Source organism: Pseudomonas flavocrustae (genome assembly GCF_029872515.1).
Classification (GTDB): Bacteria; Pseudomonadota; Gammaproteobacteria; order Pseudomonadales; family Pseudomonadaceae; genus Chryseomonas; species Chryseomonas aestiva.
The window spans coordinates 68,015-84,436 of the sequence record NZ_JAPDIQ010000010.1; the positions used below are offsets into that span (position 1 = coordinate 68,015).

The window sequence follows — 16,422 nt, forward strand, 5'->3', positions numbered from 1 at the left end:
AATGACACGCCAGGATGATTTTCTCGCCTTCGCCCATATCGGCGATCTGCACCTGACCACCGCCGAAGCGGACAATGCCCGGGATTTGCAGACCCTCCTGCAGCGCCTGCGCGGGCGCAGCGAACTGGATTTCGTCTATCTGCCCGGGGACAACGCGGACAATGGCACCGCGGAGCAGTATCTGTTGCTCAAGCGACTGCTGGACGACTTTCCGCTGCCGGTAACGGTGATCACCGGCGACCACGACATGGAAGGCGGCGATCTCGGGCCCTTCTATGCCGAGTTGCAGGTGCCGCAACTGCCTTATGCCAGGGAGGTGGGCGGCGTGCGTTGCCTGTTCCTCGACATGTGCGGACCGGGCACCGGCGGGCCGGATTTCCGCCTTGGCCGCGAGCAGGTGCAATGGTTGGAGCAGGAGTTGCACCAGGCGACCCGGCTGGAGCAGCGCTGCGTGGTCTTCATGCACAGCTATCCGGCGGACCTGCAGGGGCCCGGCGAGGCCGAGCGGGTGGCGCGGCTGCTGCACGAGGGCCCGGTGCGCCTGGTGGAGATCGGTCATACCCACTACAACGAACTGGCCCACGACGGCGGCGTGCTCTATGCCGCCTGCAGATCCACCGGCCAGATCGAGGAAGGCGGTGTAGGATTCGCGCTGGTCACCCTAGACGGTCCGGCGGTGAGCTGGCGCTTTCGCGAATTGCCCGACGGCTGGCCCTGGGTGCAGATCACCGCGCCCGGTGATGCCCGCCTCAACGGCGCCGGTGTGGCCGAGGTCCGCGAGTGCCGGGTGCTGGTGCTGGCCGAGAGCGACCTCACGGCCTGCGAGTGGCAGTGCGACGACGGTCCCTGGTGGCCGCTGCAGCCGCTCGGCAAGGGTCGCTATCAGGGGGACCGACCCGTGCCGGAGGGCGTCCGCCGGTTGCAGGTCCGGGTCCGGGATGCGCAGGGCGGCGAAGACCGTGACGAGGTGGAGCTGAGCGGTCATCTCAGCCCCGTCGCCGCGCCCGTCGACTGGGGCTCGGATCGCACCCAACTGGGTGAATGGCGGGCCAGGGGCGTCCTGGGGACCCAGCTGGGACCCAATCGCAATGGCCGCAAATGGTGAGGTCGGCCAGGCCGGTTTCGCGAATCGACTAGAAGGAACAGCGCTTTCATGGGGTCCATCATCACCACTCCCCACGTCCTGACGTGGGTCATCGCCGCCCTGGCCACCCTCGGGGTGGTCTCGCGGCCCTTCGGTCTGCCGGAGGCGCTGTTCGCCGTCGCCGGTGCCGCGCTGCTGGCGCTGTTCGGCCTGTTGCCGCTGGACGGCGTCTGGCACGGCGTCGCCAAGGGCACCGACGTCTATCTGTTCCTCATCGGCATGATGCTGCTGGCCGAGATCGCTCGTAAGGAAGGGCTGTTCGACTGGGTCGCCGGCCACGCGGTGCGTGCGGCCAAGGGGTCGGCGCTGCGGCTGTTCGCGCTGGTCTATGGCGTCGGCATCCTGGTCACGGTGTTCCTTTCCAATGATGCCTGCGCCGTGGTGCTGACCCCGGCGGTCTACTACGCCACCCGCGCGGCGAAGGTGAAGAATCCGCTGCCCTATCTGTTCTCCTGCGCCTTCATCGCCAACGCGGCGAGCTTCGTGCTGCCGATCTCCAACCCGGCCAACCTGGTGGTCTTCGCCGAGCACATGCCTGAGCTGAGCCGCTGGCTGGCGCTGTTCACGGTGCCGTCGATCCTGGCCATCGCCGCGACCTTCCTCACCCTCTGGGCGACCCAGGCCAAGGTCCTGCGTGCCGAGCGGTTGTCCGAGGGGGGCGCGGTGGAGGCGCTGCCCACCACCGGACGCATCGCCGGCTGCGGTCTGATCCTGACCATCCTGGTCCTGCTCGGCGCCTCGGCGCTGGATCTTGAGCTGGGTCTGCCGACCTTTCTCGCCGGCTTCGCCACCTTCCTGGTGGTGGTGGCCTGCAAGCGTGGCGGCGGCCTGGAGTTGCTCAAGCACATTTCCTGGGGCGTCCTGCCGCTGGTGGCCGGGCTGTTCGTGCTGGTGGAAGCCCTGGAGACCACCGGGGTGCTGCAGGCGCTGGCCAATCAGCTGCAGGCCGCCGCCCAGGCGACCCCGGAGCGCGCCGCCTGGGGCGCCGGGCTGCTGGTGGCCTTTGGCAGCAACCTGGTCAACAACCTGCCGGCCGGCCTGCTGGCCGGGGCGGCGGTGCAGACCGCCCATGTCTCGGAAAAGATCGCCGGTGCCGTGCTGATCGGCATCGACCTCGGGCCGAACCTGTCCATCACCGGCTCGCTGGCGACCCTGCTGTGGCTGGCCGCGCTGCGCCGCGAAGGGCTGTCGGTGAGCTTCTGGCAATTCCTCAGGCTGGGCGCCGTGGTGATGATTCCGGCGCTGGTGCTGGCGCTGGCTGCCCTGATCCATCTCTGACGGACGGTCACGGCTTATCCTCAGGCAAGGCGATTTTTGCCCTCTGCCTGGGGCACTATCGGCATACCTCTGCTACGAAGAGCTGCCCATGGCCATCGCGCGCTACACCGGCTTCGCCCAGGCCCTGCACTGGCTGACCGTCGCCCTGCTGTGCCTGCTGCTGCCCTTCGTCTGGGTGGCGGAAAACTTTCCGCCCGGACCGGTGCGGACCCTCTGGTACCTGCTGCACGAATCCACCGGGATCTCGGTGTTCCTGCTGATCCTGATCCGGCTGACCTGGCGCTGGCGGCATCCGGCGCCGCCGGCCCATCCCCGTGACGGTCGTCTGCTGCGGCTGCTCGCCGCGCTTAACCATGGCCTGCTCTATGCCGTGCTGCTGCTGATGCCGGTGACCGGCTACCTGATGGCCGGCCAGGGCCAGCCGGTACCGGTGTTCGGGCTGTTTTCCCTGCCGGGTTTTCCCCGGCATGAAGCCCTCGGCATCCTCGCCAATCGCATCCATGTGGCTGGCCAGTTCGCCGTCTATGGGCTGGTGATCCTGCACGTGACGGCGGTGGTCTGGCATGTGGCGATCCGCCGCGATGGCACCCTGGAGCGGATGTTGCCCGAGCAACGGCTTTAAGGCGTCAGCTCCCTTCCACCCGCTGCCGGTCGCGTTCCAGCAGGGCCGGCAGGGTCTCGCGCAGGTGGTCCACCAGGGTGCGGATCTTGGCGTCGAGAAAGCGCCGCGACGGATAGAGCGCATGGATGTCCAGGGCATAGAGCCGGTGCCCCGGCAGCACGCGCTGCAGGCGGCCACTGGCCAGGCCGGCGACCGCGGCGTACAGCGGCAGGGCGCCGATGCCCAGGCCGCTGGCCACGGCTTCGGCCAGGGCATCGGCGGTGTTGACCTGGAAGGGCGGTCGATCCACCGCCACCTCGGCTATGTCCTCCGGTCCTTCCAGCAACCAGCGATCCGGCGCCATGGCGCGATTGACCAGCCGCAGGCAGCGATGCCCGACCAGCTCCGCCGGGGTGGTCGGCCGGCCCTGGCGCTCCAGGTAGGCGGGCGCCGCGCAGAGCACGCTGTGGGTGCTGCCCAGATGCGCCGAATGGAAGGCCGAGTCTGGCAGACCGTCGGCCAGGATCAGCGACAGGTCGTAGCCTTCCTTGAGGATGTCGGTGAAGGTGTTGGTCAGCTGCAGATCCAGGTCGACCTCGGGATAGCGCTCGCCGTAGCCGGCCAGGCTCTGGATCAGATAGTGCTGGCCGAGGCCGGTCATGGTGTGGATGCGCAGCCGGCCACGCGGCACGGCCAGGGCATGACGGGCCTCGGCATCGGCTTCATCGAGGTCGGCGAGGATGCGCTGGCAGCGCACCAGGTAGCGTTCGCCGGCTTCGGTCAGGCGCAACTGGCGGGTGGTGCGGTGCAGCAGTCGGGTCTGCAGGTGCTGCTCCAGCTGGCTGACCGCCCTGGATACATAGGCGGTGGTGAGTTCCAGCTGGCGCGCGGCGGCGGTGAAGCTGCCGGTCTGGGCCACGCAGGCGAAGGCGCGCAGATTGAAGAGATGATCCATGGACGGGGCAGGGCGGTGGAAAGGGCCATTGTGGGCCATTACCCGCCCGTTGGTTAAGGCTCTTTGCTGCCATACCCGGCTTAATCCGGGCGGGCGAGGCTTTCTAGAATGGCCGCCGAGGCGCTGCGCCTCCCCCCTTCCGCTCGCTCTCGTCGTTGCCCAGCATGCCTCTCGCCTCACCGCCGCTCGCGCGGCCCGCCGCTGCCTTCTCCCGTACCCGCTGGCCGAGCCGCAACGCCTGGCGCCGTGCCGCTCGCGAATGGGCGCGTACCGATGGCCAGACCTGGGCCTTCATCGCCAAGGCGCTGCTGGCCGCGGCCCTGGCGCTGTGGCTGGCCTATCGCCTGGAGCTGCCGCAACCGAGCACGGTGCTGGTCACCGTCTTCATCGTCCTGCAGCCGCAGAGTGGCCAGGTGCTGGCCAAGAGTTTCTATCGCATCCTTGGCAGCCTGGCCGGCCTGACCTTTACCGTGGCCGCCATCGCCCTGTTCGCCCAGGAGCGAGTGCTGCTGCTCGGCGCCCTGGTGCTGTGGATCGGCTATTGCACCCGTGGCGCGGCGCGCTATCGCGACTTTCGCAGCTATGCCTTCCTGCTGGCCGGCTATACCGCCTGCCTGGTCGGGCTGCCGGCGGTGGCCCAACCCCAGGGCGCCTTTCTCCAGGCGATCTGGCGTCTGCTGGAGATCGCCCTGGGCATCTGCTGCGCCGGGGTCGTGAGCGTGGCGATCCTGCCGCAGACCACCCGCGGCGTCCTGCGCCGCACCCTGGCCCAGCGCCTGCGCGATTTCCTGGCCATGGCCCATGACGGTCTGCTGGGTCAGCTCGACGGCGAACGCTTCGCCGGGCTCAGTGCGCGTTTCGCCGCCGACTCCGTGGGCTTCGAAAGCCTGCGCAGCGCCAGCGTCTTCGAAGAGCCCTATCTGCGCCGACGCAGCGGACGGCTGGCCGCCCTGGGCAATCGCCTCATGCTGCTCAACACCCGCTTCCATGCCCTTCATCAACTGCTCGACCGTCTGGCCGGACGGCCACCGGCGGTGCGCCAGGCGCTGGCGCCCGCCCTTGGGCTGATCGCCGCCGCCCTGGCGCCGGGCCTGGGTCACCTGCCGGAAGAGCGTGACCTGCGCCGCCTCAGTGAGCGCCTGGCCGGGGAGCGCGAGATGCTGATGACGGCGATCCGCGACGGTCGCCAGCAACTGGGCCAGACAGCGCCTGGCGCCGCAGTCGATCGCCTCGACTACGACACCGCCGCCGAACTGCTCTATCGCTTCGCCGAGGACCTGCACCTGCTGCTGAATACCCAGCTGGAGCTGGACCTGCCGACCAGCACCGCGCCCAAGACGCGCGAGACCTTCACGCCGCTGGCCAGTCGCGCGGTGGCCTGGATGGCCGGGCTGCGCAGCGCCCTGGTGGTGCTGGGCGTGGGACTGTTCTGGATCGAAACCGCCTGGCCGAGTGGCGCGGCCTGCACCCTGGCGGCGGCGCTGATCTCGGCGCTGGCCTCCACCTCGGCCGATCCGCGCCGCTATTGCCTGCAACTGGCCGGTGGCACCCTGGTCGGGGCCCTGGCCGGTGGCCTGCTGCAATTCCAGGTGCTGCCCTGGATCGACGGCTTCGCCCTGTTGCTGCTGGTGCTGGCGCCGGTGTTCGCCGCCGGCGCCTGGCTGATCACCCGGCCACGCCTGGCCGGCTATGGCACCGGGCTGATGGTCTGGTTCTGCTCGGCGGCGCTGCCGGGCAATCTGCCGCGCTACGACGCCGACCTCTTCTGCAACACCTACCTGGCCTATCTGGTGGCCTGCGGCGTGGCGGTGCTGGCCGTCAGCGTGCTCTTGCCGCCCAGCCAGCCCTGGGTCTGGCGCCGGCTGGAGGCGGCCCTGCGCGAGCGACTGGTCCACGCCATCGGGGCACCCCTGGCTGGTTTGAGTGGCCGCTTCGATTCCGGCCTGCGCGATCTGCTCAATCAGGTACAGGTGCTCACCGTGGGCCAGCCGGTGGTGCAAAGGCAGCTGCTGCGCTGGACCTTCCTGAGTCTGGAGCTGGGCCACGCCATCATCGAGTTGCGCCTGGAGCAGGCCGCGCTGCCGTCCTTGCCCTGGTATCGCCAAGAACGTGCCTGGCGCCTGGCCATTCGCGCCCTGGGGCGGGCGCTGGTGCGATTGTTCCGCCAGCCCGACGCCGCCAACCTGGCCCGCGCCCTCACGGCCGTGGACCAGGCTATCCTGCTTGCGCACCAGGCCCAGCGCCACCTGGAGCCCAATCCAGGCGACTTTGATCGCTCACCGCTGCGCCGTATCGCCAGCTACCTGCATTTCATCCGCACCTCGCTGCTGGCGCCGGATTCGCCCCTGGCCAGGTACCTGCCGCCGGCCCGGCCACCGGCGCGGGACGAAGGCTGAGCAGCGCTTCTGGAAATATTGGCTAGGCTTACGAACGGGGAGGGCCGTCAGGCCCTCTGCCATGCGACTTTCGGCACAACCAGAACAAGGCCCGCCTGCCCATGCCCGTCCGCTTCGTCCGTCCGCTGCTCTGTTCCGCCAGTTTTCTGCTGACCCCCCTGGCGTTTGCCCTGGAGGCCCCTGGCGCCCCCGGTGCCACGCCCTTCTGGTCCTATTCCGGCAAGACCGGCATCGGTACCAGCTACGAGGCCTATCGCGACGGCGCCTACAGCGACCAGGCCAGCACCGGCCGCGTCTCGCGGGTGTGGTTCTCCCTGGCCCAGGGCGTGGTCACCGAGACCATGCAGGGTCTCATCCACGAGGCGCAACTGCGCGAGATGCAGCTGGTGATCCGCGGGCCCGACTTCACCCACCTGGAGCGCGACGACACCGATAGCCGCATCGAATACCTGGCCACCGATGCCGCCGGCCGGCCCACCTCCCTGGCCTACAAGATCGTCAACCGCGACCGCCAGGGGCGCTACAAGATCGAGAAGCACGTCTTCACCGACCCGGACCAGGATACCCTGGTCATGCGTGTCATTTTTCGCAGCCAGGACCCACGCATCCAGCCCTATCTCTATGTCGATCCGGCGCTGGCCAACAGCGGCAGCCACGACCGCGCCGCGGTGAAGGGTGGGGTGCTCTACGCCAGCGAAGGCGAGCACGCCCTGGTGGTCAAGGCCAGCCAGCCGCTGCAGACGCCCACCGTGGGCTTCGTCGGCAGCTCCGACGGCCTCGACGACCTGCGCCGCAACGGCAAGCCGACCCAGACCTACAGCAGCACCGGCGACCAGGCCGGCAACGTCGCCATGCTGGCCAAGCTGCCGCTCAAGGGCGCCGAGACCACCCTGGACGTGGTGGTGGGCTTTGGCGCCAATCCGCGCCAGGCCGAGGCGGCGGCGGATGCCACCCTGGCCCGCGGTTATCAAAAGGTGCTGGCCCACTACAACGGCGAGGGCGACGCCATCGGCTGGCAGGACTACCTCGCCGGCCTCGACCAGCTGCCGCGTCTGCAGGCCCAGGCCGGCGACGGCGGCAAGCTGGTCAACGCCAGCGCCCTGGTGCTCAAGGCCCAGGAAGACAAGACCCACGCCGGCGCCCTGATCGCCTCGCTGTCCAATCCCTGGGGCGAAACGGTGCCGGCGGGCAAGGGCACCACCGGCTACAAGGCGGTCTGGCCACGGGACTTCTACCAGTGCGCCATGGCGCTGCTGGCGCTGGGTGACCGGCAGACGCCCAAGGTCGCCTTCAGCTACCTCAAGCAGGTGCAGGTGGATGCCAATACCGCGCACAAGCCGGCCGACAGTTCCGCCTTCATCCATCAGCAGAAGCAGGGCGACGAGGTCCGCGCGCCGGGCGCCACCGGCTGGTTCCTGCAGAAGACCCACGTCGACGGCACCATCGAGTGGGTGGGCGTGCAACTCGACCAGACCGCCATGCCGATCATGCTCGGCTATCGCCTCTGGCAGGGCGGCCTGCTGGGCGACGCCGAGATCGATCGCTGGTACCGCGACATGCTCAGGCCCGCGGCGGATTTCCTCGCCCGCGACAGCCAGGTCAACCTGGGCTGGAACACCTGGCAGGTCAGGCCGCCGCAGACCCAGCAGGAGCGCTGGGAAGAGCAGTGGGGCTATTCGCCGTCCACCACCGCGGCGGTGATCGCCGGTCTCGCCACCGCCAGCGAACTGGCGCGCCATGCCGGCGACGAGGCCAATGCCAGCCGTTACCGCGACACCGCCCGGCGCTATTCCGGCCAGGTGGAAAAGACCATGGCCACCACCCAGGGCAGCCTGGGCGCCGGCAACTACTACCTGCGCATCACCCAGAACGACGATCCCAACGACAAGGGCAAGCTGGTGGACAACAACAGCCGCCCGGGCCTGCCGGAGGACCAGGTGCTGGACGCCGGCTTCCTCGAACTGGTGCGCTACGGCGTGCGGCCGGCGAGCGATCCCCTGGTACAGAAGAGCCTGGCGGTGCTGGACGACGAAGGCCTGCCGGAGAATCTGCGGGTCAAGTACAGCTTCCAGTACCCGGGGGTGAACGGCACCTTCCCCGGCTGGCGGCGCTACGGCAACGATGGCTATGGCGAGAGCGAAAGCTCCGGCATCAATTTCCCCGCCACCGAGCAGCCGGTACCCAACTCCGGACTGCGCGGCCGGGTCTGGCCGATCTTCACCGGCGAACGCGGCCATTACGAGCTGGCGCGTCTGGTCCTGCAGGGCAAGCCGGATGCGGCAGCGCTGGGCAAGCTGCGTGACACCTACGTTCGCGGCCTGGAACTGTTCGCCAACGCCGGCCTGATGCTGCCCGAACAGGTCTGGGACGGCGTAGGTGACAACCGGCGCCACGGCTACACCCAGGGGCAGGGCACCGATTCGGCGACGCCGCTGGCCTGGTCCCATGCCGAATACGTCAAGCTGCTGCGCTCCCTGGCGGACGGCCAGGTATGGGATCACTACCCGTTGGTGGCGCGGACACTGGCGCCCTGAAGCAAGCCAGTTGTCGGATCGCGAGCGCTGCTAGCGCTCGCGATCCGATAGCAGCTCTGGTCGATTTTGCTTCAGCCAATGCGTGACGTGCTGGAGCAGGATCTCGGCCTGCTGCAAGGCCTCCTGCGCCATCGAATCGCTGACTAGATCGCCCGAGTAGTCGATGACGTTGCGTTGCTTGCGCAAGGTATCCAGTACCAACATCGTCGCTGTATCAAGCTCGATGGTCCGGGGTAGTGACTGGATCATGGTCTGATGGTGACCGGGGCGGCTAGTGAGGGTCCGATAGCCATTGGCCTGAAGCGCTGCGTTCGCGCCCTGCATGATTGCCTTGTAGGCCAGATCGAAGCGGCTTTCGCTGCTCAGTATTGGCAGACAGGCATCGGTCAAGCTGCGTTGCGCTGCCTCCAGCAAGCGCTGGATGCTCGCAGGGTCCGGTGTGATCGCCTCAAGACTCTTGCCGAGCAGATTATCCAGGGTCATCTGTCTTTCCTTGTGACAGGTACGAAGCGTCGCCGATGACGAACACCTTGGGCTTTTCCAGCAGGTCCGTGATGAAGGCTCCTCCTTCCGCCAACAGCCTCTGCCATTCCTCTCGCTGGTATACCTTGGGATTGATCTCGCGCCCAAGCGTCTCCTGACAGGGATAGAGCACTGCCACTGCCTCGCGGAAGGTCACGGTACCCAGGATCATGAGGTCAATATCGCTTCCAGCGCTTGCTTTGCCGCTAGCCATCGAGCCGAAGACGAAAGCTGCCGATATTTGGTCTGCAATGGGGCTCAGCGCCTCGGCTAGAATATCGGTCAGGCCACTGGTCTTGCGCAAGATGCTCGCCAGCTCTTCGAAGATGGGGCACTCCCGATTGGCGCGATAGTGCTGTTGATTACCCACGCGCGTCTTCACGGCCAGACCTGCCGCGACCAGCTTGACGAGCTCACGGCTCAGGGTGCCAGACTGGGTCTCGGTCAAGCGCGCGATTTCGCGCTGATGGTAGCTGCTCTCCGGATGGAGCAGAAGAAGCGCCAGGACCTTGCGGCGATAGTCGGGAAATAGAACGGAAGCAAGGGACATAAGAAATTCGTTTGCTGCCTTTTGGGCTGCAATTGAAGCCTAAAAGGCAGCAAACAGCCAGTGCGATTGCCCTTGATGTATTCCAGCGCCTGAGCAGCCGACCAACGGTAGCGCGTTACCAATGCCTGTGCCAGGGCCGCTGAGCCAGGGCAACGAAACGTCGACCCCAAGGGAACGCCTGTAACAAGACTTGTCTGATGGGCGTTCTCGCGCTTTGCTGAGGCAGCGGATCCTTCCGCTCGTCGCTGTTCTCCTTTCTATCCGGTCCCTCTGCCCTCGGTCGCGTACCGCGCGGTAGCGTGCCCGGCTGTCGCGCTTTTCTCTCGCTCGCTCCGGCGACCGCTCCGGTGGTCTGGGGGCGGGTCTTTGCCGGTTCCTGTCAAGAAGGTCACGGATATGACTGACGTCGCTCTCCCCATCGCCCTCTACCTGGGCACCCTGGTGCTGCTGGCTTTCGCCCTGCGCCGCAGCCCGCTGCTCACCGAGGAGACCCTGGCACGCTCCTCGCCGCTGGATGCCCTGCGCGGCATCCTCGCCACCGCCGTGGTCTGCCTGCATTTCGTGCTGACCTATCACCTCAAGGCCGAGGGCCAGTGGCGCGAACCCGACAGCGACCTGCTCTACAACATGGGCGTGGTGCCGGTCTCGCTGTTCTTCATGATCACCGGCTACCTGTTCTTCGGAAAGGTCTATCGGCGCACGCCGGACTGGAGCGAACTGCTCCGTTCACGGGTGCTGCGGGTCATGCCGCTGTATCTCTGCGTGGTGGCCGTGGTGGTGCTCTTCACCCTGATCCGCACCCACTTCGTCATCGCCGACGGCCAGCACTTCATGCTCGAACTGCTCAGCTGGGAGCTGTTTTCCGGCTTCAGTCTCAACGGCCTGGAAGAGAGCGGCTGGATGACCGCCGGCGCCCACTGGACGCTGCGCTACGAGGCGCTGTTCTACCTGGCGCTGCCGCTCATCGCCGCGCTGTTCAATCGCCGTGGCTTCGGCCTGCCGCTGCTGGTCTCGGCGCTGCTGGTGGGTGGCCTGGTCGCCGCCGGTTATCACTATCACGTGCTGGGCGCGCGCTTCGGCCTGCTGTTCCTGCTGGGGTTTCTGCCGGTGTTCGTCAAGGTCCATCGGCCGGCGCTGCTGGCACGCCTGCGCACGCCCCTGGTGGCCGCGCTGTCGCTGGCGCTGGTGGCTTACGCCATGACCCAGTCGGACTACAACCTCAGGCAGATGCTGGCGCTGGCGTTGCCCTTCGCCGCCATGGCCGCCGGCAACGACCTCTTCGGCCTGCTGCGCAGTCGCGGCCTCAAGGTGCTGGGCGAGATCAGCTACAGCCTCTATCTCACCCACGGCCTGCTGCTCTACGGCCTCTTCACCCTGCTCAACCTGGGTTCGGTCGAGACCCTGGGTACCGTCGGTTTCATGGCCCTGCTGCCGCCGGTGCTGGTGCTCGCCTGCCTGCTGTCGATGCTCAGCTACCGCTGGATCGAGCGTCCGCTGATGCACCTGGGAAGGGCGCCACGGCCTCGGCACGTGCCGGCGTAAGCGCCGGCGCTGCCCCGGGATACTCCAGCAGAAAGGCCAGTGCCTGGGCGCAGGAGGCTTCCACCTTGAGCGCCAGCAGGTCGTCCGCGCGGGTCCGCCCATAGCCCAGGGCGGCGATGGGCAAGCCGGCGCGGGCCGCGGCCTGGGCGAAGCGAAAGCCGGAATAAACCATCAGCGACGAGCCCACCACCAGCAGCGCATCGGCGCGGCCCAGGTGGGCGAAGGCGCGCTCCACCCGCGCGCCGGGCACGTGTTCGCCAAAGAACACCACGTCCGGCTTGAGCAGAGCCCCGCAGCGTGGGCAGTCGGGCACCCGGAAACTCATGAAGTCCACGCCTTCCAGATCGGCATCGCCATCCGGCGCGGTAGCCGCGTCCAGCGCTAGCCAGTCGCCATTGAGTTCGCCCAGCCACTGCTGGAATTCCTGGCGCGGCAGGCGTAGCTCGCAACCTAGGCAGCGGATCTGGTCGAGGCGGCCGTGCAGGTCGATCACCGCCTCGCTGCCGGCGGCCTGGTGCAGCCGATCGACGTTCTGGGTCAGCAGCATCTCCACCTGGCCACGCCGCTCCAGGGCCGCCAGGGCCTGATGGGTGGCGTTGGGCCGTGCCTGGCAGAAGCGCGGCCAGCCGATCAGGCTGCGCGCCCAGTAGCGGCGGCGCAAGAGTTCGTCGCCGACGAAGGCCTGCAGGGTGACCGGTTGCGGGCGCTTCCAGGCGCCATCGCGGTCGCGGTAGTCGGGAATGCCGGAATCGGTGCTGCAACCGGCACCGGTGAGCAGGAAGATCCGCTCGTGCCGGGCGATAAAGGACTGGAGCTCGGGCAGGGACATCGGGCACCTGGAGTTGCGGACGATACCCCCAGCTTGGAAAGGGTTATGCCGGGAGGCAAGCCGCAGCTGACGAACGTCCTGTCCGGCGCGCGGCGCTCCGCGCGAAGGACGCCTTGCTAGAACACCGGCACGTAGATGTATATCTGCGAATCCTGGGCATCCACCCCGGTGAAGGCCTCGGTGTAGTGCTCGAAGCAGGCGCCCGGGCGGGGTTGCAGGCCGCGCGCCGGCAGCAGCTCGGCGAACAGTCGGCCGAGGCTCTTGGCCACGCTCGGCGCGGTGCCCAGGTGCACGTAGCGGGCATAGCGGCCTTCCGGCAGTTCCTGGCGCACCATGCCGGTGGGCAGGGGCGCGCCCGGCGCGGTGGCCACTGCGGCCAGGTAGTGCATGGCGCCGGCCTGACGCCAGCTCAGGCCATACCATTCGGCGTCGCCTTCGCGGCCGGTGATTTCCCCGGCGCGGTCGGCGAAGCGCCGCCAGAGGGCGGCGATGTCTTCGCCCTGGCCAGGCTCGAACAGCAGACCGGTCACTTCCAGGGCGGGATGGTCGACGATTTCCAGCGACATGGGACAGACTCTCTCGAAGATGCGATGAAGGCCGCCACCTTACTCCAGCGGCGCCTCGCGGTCAGCCTGGGCAGGGCATAAGCCGGTCAGGCGAAAGGTCGCAGCGGACCCGTGGCGCCATTCCGGTTCGCCGGGTGTGTTCCTGGCGGCTGCCCATTCGGCGAGTGCACCTGCTGCGCCACCCGGGCGCCAGGCTGGGGTTTAGCGGTCCTCGGCAAGCGCCTGGGTCAGCGCCAGGCCCGCCAGGCGCGCGCTGGCCAGCAACCGCTCCGGACTCTGCCCATGGCGGGCACTGGCGGAGAGCCCGGCCATGGTGGTGATGACGAAGTCGGTCAGCTCCTGCGCCCGTTCTGGCTTGCAGGCGGCGACCCGGGTGCGGATGAGCGCCTGGGCCGCCTGGTGGTAACGGTCGGCCGCCGCGCGGGCCTGGGGATCGTCGGAATGGGTGCCCTCCAGCACCAGGCAGCCGGCCGCGCGGGGATCGACGGTATAGCTGCGCGCCACCTCTTCCAGCACCTGGGTCAGGACCTCCGCCAGGGATAGCTCGGCCTCCAGGATGTGCTGCAGCAGCACGGCGCCCGTCGCAATGTAGCGATCGAGCACCCGCTGGTAGAGCTCGAGCTTGCTGCCGAAGGCCGCATAGAAGCTCGGCGGCCTGATCCCGAGCGCCTCGGTCAGGTCGGCGACGCTCACCCCGTCGTAGCCCCTTTCATGGAACAGGCGCTGGGCTTGGACGATGGCCTCGTCCGGATCGAAGCGACGCGGCCGCCCACGGGGTGCGGATTTATTTGTAGTGCTCATTACAAAAATACTTTGACAGCAAACGGGAGAGGCTTATTGTAGCACTCACTACATTAATCAGGAGGCAGATCCATGAGCAATTTCGCAGGCAAGAAGATCTTGGTGCTGGGCGGCAGTCGTGGCATAGGCGCCGCCATCGTGCGGCGCTTCGCCGCCGAAGGTGCCCGGGTCACCTTTACCTATGCCAGTTCCGCTGACGCCGCCCAGGCCCTCGCCGCGGAGACCGGGAGCACCGCCGAGCTGACCGACAGCGCCGACCGCGACGCGGTGATCGCCCGGGTGCGCGCCTGTGGTCCGCTGGACGTGCTGGTGGTGAATTCCGGCGTGGCGCTGTTCGGCGATGCCCTGGAGCAGGAGCCGGACGCCGTCGACCGCCTGCTGCGCATCAACGTCCAGGCGCCCTATCACGCGGCGGTCGAGGCGGCGCGGCAGATGCCGGCAGGCGGGCGGATCATCGTCATCGGCTCGGTGAATGGCGATCGCATGCCGTTGCCCGGCCTGGCCGCCTATGCCATGAGCAAGTCTGCCCTGCAGGGGCTCGCCCGTGGTCTGGCGCGGGACTTCGGTCCGCGCGGCATCACCGTCAACGTGGTGCAACCCGGCCCCATCGATACCGAGATGAATCCGGCCGATGGCCCCATGAAGGAACTGATGCACAGCTTCCTGGCGATCAAGCGCCACGGCAGCGCCGACGAGGTGGCCGGCATGGTCGCCTGGCTGTCCGGCCCCGAGGCCGGCTTCGTCACCGGTGCCATGCACACCATCGACGGCGCCTTCGGCGCCTGATCGAGCGTGCGACCGGCGCCGAGCGTGGCGGCTATCCTAGCCGTAGCGCTTGAACGCCTCGATGGCCAGGCCGTTGCCGATGTTGCCGAAGCGGTCGCCGTCCACCAGGCGGGCGCCGGGGAAGCGCCTGGCCAGGGCCTGGCGCAGCGCCGGGATGCCGCTGGAGCCGCCGGTGAAGAACAGGCTGTCGACCCGCGCGGGATCGAGGTCGGCGCGGGCCAGCAGGTCGTCCACGCCGCGGCTCAGGCGTTCCAGTTGCAGGGCGATGGCGGCATCGAACAGCGGCCGCTCCAGATCCGCGGCCAGGCCGGTCTCGATGCGATCCAGGCGCAGGGTGCGGCGCCAGTCGTCGGTCAGGGCGATCTTGGCGTCTTCCACCTGGATCGCCAGCCAGTGGCCGGCGCGCTGTTCGATCAGTTTGAACAGCCGATCCATGCAGCGGGTGTCCTGGGCGTCGTATCTCATGTCGCGCAGGCCCAGCACGCTCTTCTTGGCGTAGACGGCGTTGATGGTGTGCCAGGTCGCCAGATTGATGTAGTGGCTGGTGGGCATGGTGGCGCCGCTCTTCATGGCGCTGCCGTAGCCCAGCAGCGGCATCACCCCTTCCAGACTCAGCTGGCGGTCGAAGTCGGTGCCGCCGACGTGCACGCCGCCGGTGGCGAGGATGTCGCCGGCGCGGTCGGCCAGGTTGCGGCGCTCCGGCGCCAGGCGCACCAGGGAAAAGTCCGAGGTACCACCGCCGATATCGACGATCAGCACCAGCTCTTCGCGCTCGATGCTGCGCTCGTAGTCGAAGGCGGCGGCAAGGGGTTCGAACTGGAAGGAGATGTCGCTGAAGCCTACCTGGCGCGCCACCGCGGCCAGGGTGTTCTCGGCCTCCTGGTCGGCGACCGGATCGTCATCGACGAAATGCACCGGACGGCCCAGCACCACGGCGTCGAAGGGGCGATCGGCCTGCTGTTCGGCGCGCTGCTTGAGGGTGCCGAGGAAGAGGCCGAGCACCTCGGTGAAGGGCAGGGCACTGCCGAGGATGCTGGTCTCGCCCTTGAGCAGGTTGGAGCCGAGCAGACTCTTGAGCGAGCGCAGCAGACGCCCCTCGTAGCCTTCCAGGTATTCGTGCAGCGCCTGGCGGCCATAGGCCGGGCGGCGCTCCTCGGCGTTGAAGAAGATCACCGAGGGCAGGGTGGCCTTGCCTTCTTCGAGGGCCAGCAGGACCTCGCCGGAAGGCCGGAGCCAGCCAGCGGTGGAATTGGAGGTGCCGAAGTCGAGGCCCAGGGCGCGGGCGGGTAGAGCAGCAGACATGTCAGGATCCGTAACGCGAGCAGCCGCGCAGTTTAGCCGAGACAGGCGTGCAGGCGAACCCTGGCCGGATGCCAGCAGGGTTGGTCGGTGCTCTGTCAGGCCCGTGGCGAGTGCGGGCGAGCGATGGCGTCAGCCCTTGCGCGAGCGATCGCGCGGCGCCTCCAGCGTGCAGACATCATCCTGGCAACGCCGACTGCCCTCCGGATGCGGCAGCCAGGTCAGGCCTGGACGCAGCTTCAGGAAGAGCCGATAGCCTAGCTCCAGAACAGGCCGCAGCGGTCGCCAGCCCAGCGGCCGCGCCCAGTGACCGAGACCGGCGGTGCGCCAGCTCCAGTAGGTGGCGTCCAGGCCCTTGAACCAGCGGCCATCGGCATCCCGGGCATGCAGCAGGTCGAGCATGGCCTGGCGCGGCGGGGCATCGGCCGGCGCCTGCGCGGGGTAGTCCGGCGCGGCCAGGTCCACCAGCTGCAGTTGACTGGAGTCGGCATGGCGGCGCAGCCAGGCGATCTCGCGGGCGCACAGCGGACAGGCGCCGTCGTGAAAGAGGGTCAGGGGCAGGCGAGGTGCGTGCATCGTGATCTTCCCATGGGTCTTGCCTATCTGGACCGGCAGGCAG

15 protein-coding genes are annotated in these 16,422 nt (G+C 68.1%); 7 read left to right on the forward strand and 8 right to left on the reverse strand.

The window, feature by feature from the left end:
* The first annotated feature begins 1 nt into the window (after nt 1).
* The 3 genes from OMP44_RS20145 (at nt 2) to OMP44_RS20155 (ending at nt 3,044) form a co-directional block, all read left to right on the forward strand.
* Nucleotides 2-1,105, forward strand: a complete 1,104-nt coding sequence (locus tag OMP44_RS20145; protein WP_280310755.1) for a metallophosphoesterase family protein — start codon at nt 2-4, stop codon at nt 1,103-1,105.
* Between the two features lie 48 nt (nt 1,106-1,153).
* Complete coding sequence (locus OMP44_RS20150; protein ID WP_280310757.1) at nt 1,154-2,422, forward strand: arsenic transporter; 1,269 nt, start codon at nt 1,154-1,156, stop codon at nt 2,420-2,422.
* A gap of 88 nt (nt 2,423-2,510) precedes the next feature.
* Complete coding sequence (locus tag OMP44_RS20155; protein WP_280310759.1) at nt 2,511-3,044, forward strand: cytochrome b; 534 nt, start codon at nt 2,511-2,513, stop codon at nt 3,042-3,044.
* Nucleotides 3,045-3,048: 4 nt separating this feature from the next.
* On the opposite strand, the gene OMP44_RS20160 is transcribed toward OMP44_RS20155, so the two are convergent.
* Nucleotides 3,049-3,978, reverse strand: a complete 930-nt coding sequence (locus OMP44_RS20160; RefSeq protein ID WP_280310761.1) for a LysR family transcriptional regulator — start codon at nt 3,976-3,978, stop codon at nt 3,049-3,051.
* Nucleotides 3,979-4,142: 164 nt separating this feature from the next.
* On the opposite strand from OMP44_RS20160, the gene OMP44_RS20165 reads away from it, so the two are divergent.
* On the forward strand, nt 4,143-6,374 hold the full coding sequence (locus OMP44_RS20165; protein WP_280310763.1) for an FUSC family protein: 2,232 nt from the start codon (nt 4,143-4,145) through the stop codon (nt 6,372-6,374).
* A 101-nt stretch (nt 6,375-6,475) separates the two neighbouring features.
* Nucleotides 6,476-8,908, forward strand: a complete 2,433-nt coding sequence (locus OMP44_RS20170; protein ID WP_280310765.1) for a glucan 1,4-alpha-glucosidase — start codon at nt 6,476-6,478, stop codon at nt 8,906-8,908.
* A 30-nt stretch (nt 8,909-8,938) separates the two neighbouring features.
* On the opposite strand, the gene OMP44_RS20175 is transcribed toward OMP44_RS20170, so the two are convergent.
* Complete coding sequence (locus OMP44_RS20175) at nt 8,939-9,391, reverse strand: DNA-binding protein (protein WP_187981109.1); 453 nt, start codon at nt 9,389-9,391, stop codon at nt 8,939-8,941.
* Nucleotides 9,378-9,980, reverse strand: a complete 603-nt coding sequence (locus OMP44_RS20180) for a nucleotidyltransferase domain-containing protein (protein WP_187981110.1) — start codon at nt 9,978-9,980, stop codon at nt 9,378-9,380. The genes OMP44_RS20175 and OMP44_RS20180 overlap by 14 nt, the downstream gene beginning before the upstream one ends.
* Before the next feature lie 396 nt (nt 9,981-10,376).
* Here OMP44_RS20180 and OMP44_RS20185 point away from each other — a divergent pair, with 396 nt between their 5' ends.
* Nucleotides 10,377-11,522: an acyltransferase family protein gene (locus OMP44_RS20185; protein ID WP_280310768.1), complete on the forward strand. Its 1,146-nt coding sequence runs from the start codon at nt 10,377-10,379 to the stop codon at nt 11,520-11,522.
* On the opposite strand, the gene OMP44_RS20190 is transcribed toward OMP44_RS20185, so the two are convergent.
* The 3 genes from OMP44_RS20190 to OMP44_RS20200 all read right to left on the reverse strand — a co-directional run bounded on the left by OMP44_RS20190 (nt 11,449) and on the right by OMP44_RS20200 (nt 13,718).
* Complete coding sequence (locus OMP44_RS20190) at nt 11,449-12,351, reverse strand: NAD-dependent protein deacetylase (protein WP_187981112.1); 903 nt, start codon at nt 12,349-12,351, stop codon at nt 11,449-11,451. The genes OMP44_RS20185 and OMP44_RS20190 overlap by 74 nt on opposite strands.
* Before the next feature lie 116 nt (nt 12,352-12,467).
* Nucleotides 12,468-12,917 carry a GyrI-like domain-containing protein gene (locus OMP44_RS20195; RefSeq protein WP_280310771.1) on the reverse strand — a complete coding sequence of 150 codons (450 nt, stop codon included), beginning with the start codon at nt 12,915-12,917 and terminating at the stop codon, nt 12,468-12,470.
* Nucleotides 12,918-13,118: 201 nt separating this feature from the next.
* Nucleotides 13,119-13,718, reverse strand: a complete 600-nt coding sequence (locus tag OMP44_RS20200) for a TetR/AcrR family transcriptional regulator (RefSeq protein ID WP_280310773.1) — start codon at nt 13,716-13,718, stop codon at nt 13,119-13,121.
* A gap of 72 nt (nt 13,719-13,790) precedes the next feature.
* Between OMP44_RS20200 and bdcA the strand changes: the two genes are divergently transcribed.
* Nucleotides 13,791-14,504 carry an SDR family oxidoreductase gene (gene bdcA / locus OMP44_RS20205; RefSeq protein WP_208694042.1) on the forward strand — a complete coding sequence of 238 codons (714 nt, stop codon included), beginning with the start codon at nt 13,791-13,793 and terminating at the stop codon, nt 14,502-14,504.
* Between the two features lie 36 nt (nt 14,505-14,540).
* Here bdcA and OMP44_RS20210 read toward each other — a convergent pair whose 3' ends face one another.
* Together OMP44_RS20210 and OMP44_RS20215 are read right to left on the reverse strand one after the other, a co-directional pair.
* Nucleotides 14,541-15,806, reverse strand: coding sequence for an Hsp70 family protein (locus OMP44_RS20210; RefSeq protein WP_133862196.1), 1,266 nt, complete (start codon nt 15,804-15,806; stop codon nt 14,541-14,543).
* Between the two features lie 129 nt (nt 15,807-15,935).
* Nucleotides 15,936-16,379, reverse strand: a complete 444-nt coding sequence (locus OMP44_RS20215; protein WP_280310777.1) for a thiol-disulfide oxidoreductase DCC family protein — start codon at nt 16,377-16,379, stop codon at nt 15,936-15,938.
* Nucleotides 16,380-16,422: the final 43 nt, after the last annotated feature.

Excerpts from the sequence above, each read along its gene's own strand:
- OMP44_RS20145 (WP_280310755.1), top strand. The coding sequence starts at position 2 with ATGACACGCCAGGATGATTTTCTCGCCTTCGCCCATATCGGCGATCTG.
- OMP44_RS20150 (WP_280310757.1), top strand. The coding sequence starts at position 1,154 with ATGGGGTCCATCATCACCACTCCCCACGTCCTGACGTGGGTCATCGCC.
- OMP44_RS20155 (WP_280310759.1), top strand. The coding sequence starts at position 2,511 with ATGGCCATCGCGCGCTACACCGGCTTCGCCCAGGCCCTGCACTGGCTG.
- OMP44_RS20160 (WP_280310761.1), bottom strand. The coding sequence starts at position 3,978 with ATGGATCATCTCTTCAATCTGCGCGCCTTCGCCTGCGTGGCCCAGACC.
- OMP44_RS20165 (WP_280310763.1), top strand. The coding sequence starts at position 4,143 with ATGCCTCTCGCCTCACCGCCGCTCGCGCGGCCCGCCGCTGCCTTCTCC.
- OMP44_RS20170 (WP_280310765.1), top strand. The coding sequence starts at position 6,476 with ATGCCCGTCCGCTTCGTCCGTCCGCTGCTCTGTTCCGCCAGTTTTCTG.
- OMP44_RS20175 (WP_187981109.1), bottom strand. The coding sequence starts at position 9,391 with ATGACCCTGGATAATCTGCTCGGCAAGAGTCTTGAGGCGATCACACCG.
- OMP44_RS20180 (WP_187981110.1), bottom strand. The coding sequence starts at position 9,980 with ATGTCCCTTGCTTCCGTTCTATTTCCCGACTATCGCCGCAAGGTCCTG.
- OMP44_RS20185 (WP_280310768.1), top strand. The coding sequence starts at position 10,377 with ATGACTGACGTCGCTCTCCCCATCGCCCTCTACCTGGGCACCCTGGTG.
- OMP44_RS20190 (WP_187981112.1), bottom strand. The coding sequence starts at position 12,351 with ATGTCCCTGCCCGAGCTCCAGTCCTTTATCGCCCGGCACGAGCGGATC.
- OMP44_RS20195 (WP_280310771.1), bottom strand. The coding sequence starts at position 12,917 with ATGTCGCTGGAAATCGTCGACCATCCCGCCCTGGAAGTGACCGGTCTG.
- OMP44_RS20200 (WP_280310773.1), bottom strand. The coding sequence starts at position 13,718 with ATGAGCACTACAAATAAATCCGCACCCCGTGGGCGGCCGCGTCGCTTC.
- bdcA (WP_208694042.1), top strand. The coding sequence starts at position 13,791 with ATGAGCAATTTCGCAGGCAAGAAGATCTTGGTGCTGGGCGGCAGTCGT.
- OMP44_RS20210 (WP_133862196.1), bottom strand. The coding sequence starts at position 15,806 with ATGTCTGCTGCTCTACCCGCCCGCGCCCTGGGCCTCGACTTCGGCACC.
- OMP44_RS20215 (WP_280310777.1), bottom strand. The coding sequence starts at position 16,379 with ATGCACGCACCTCGCCTGCCCCTGACCCTCTTTCACGACGGCGCCTGT.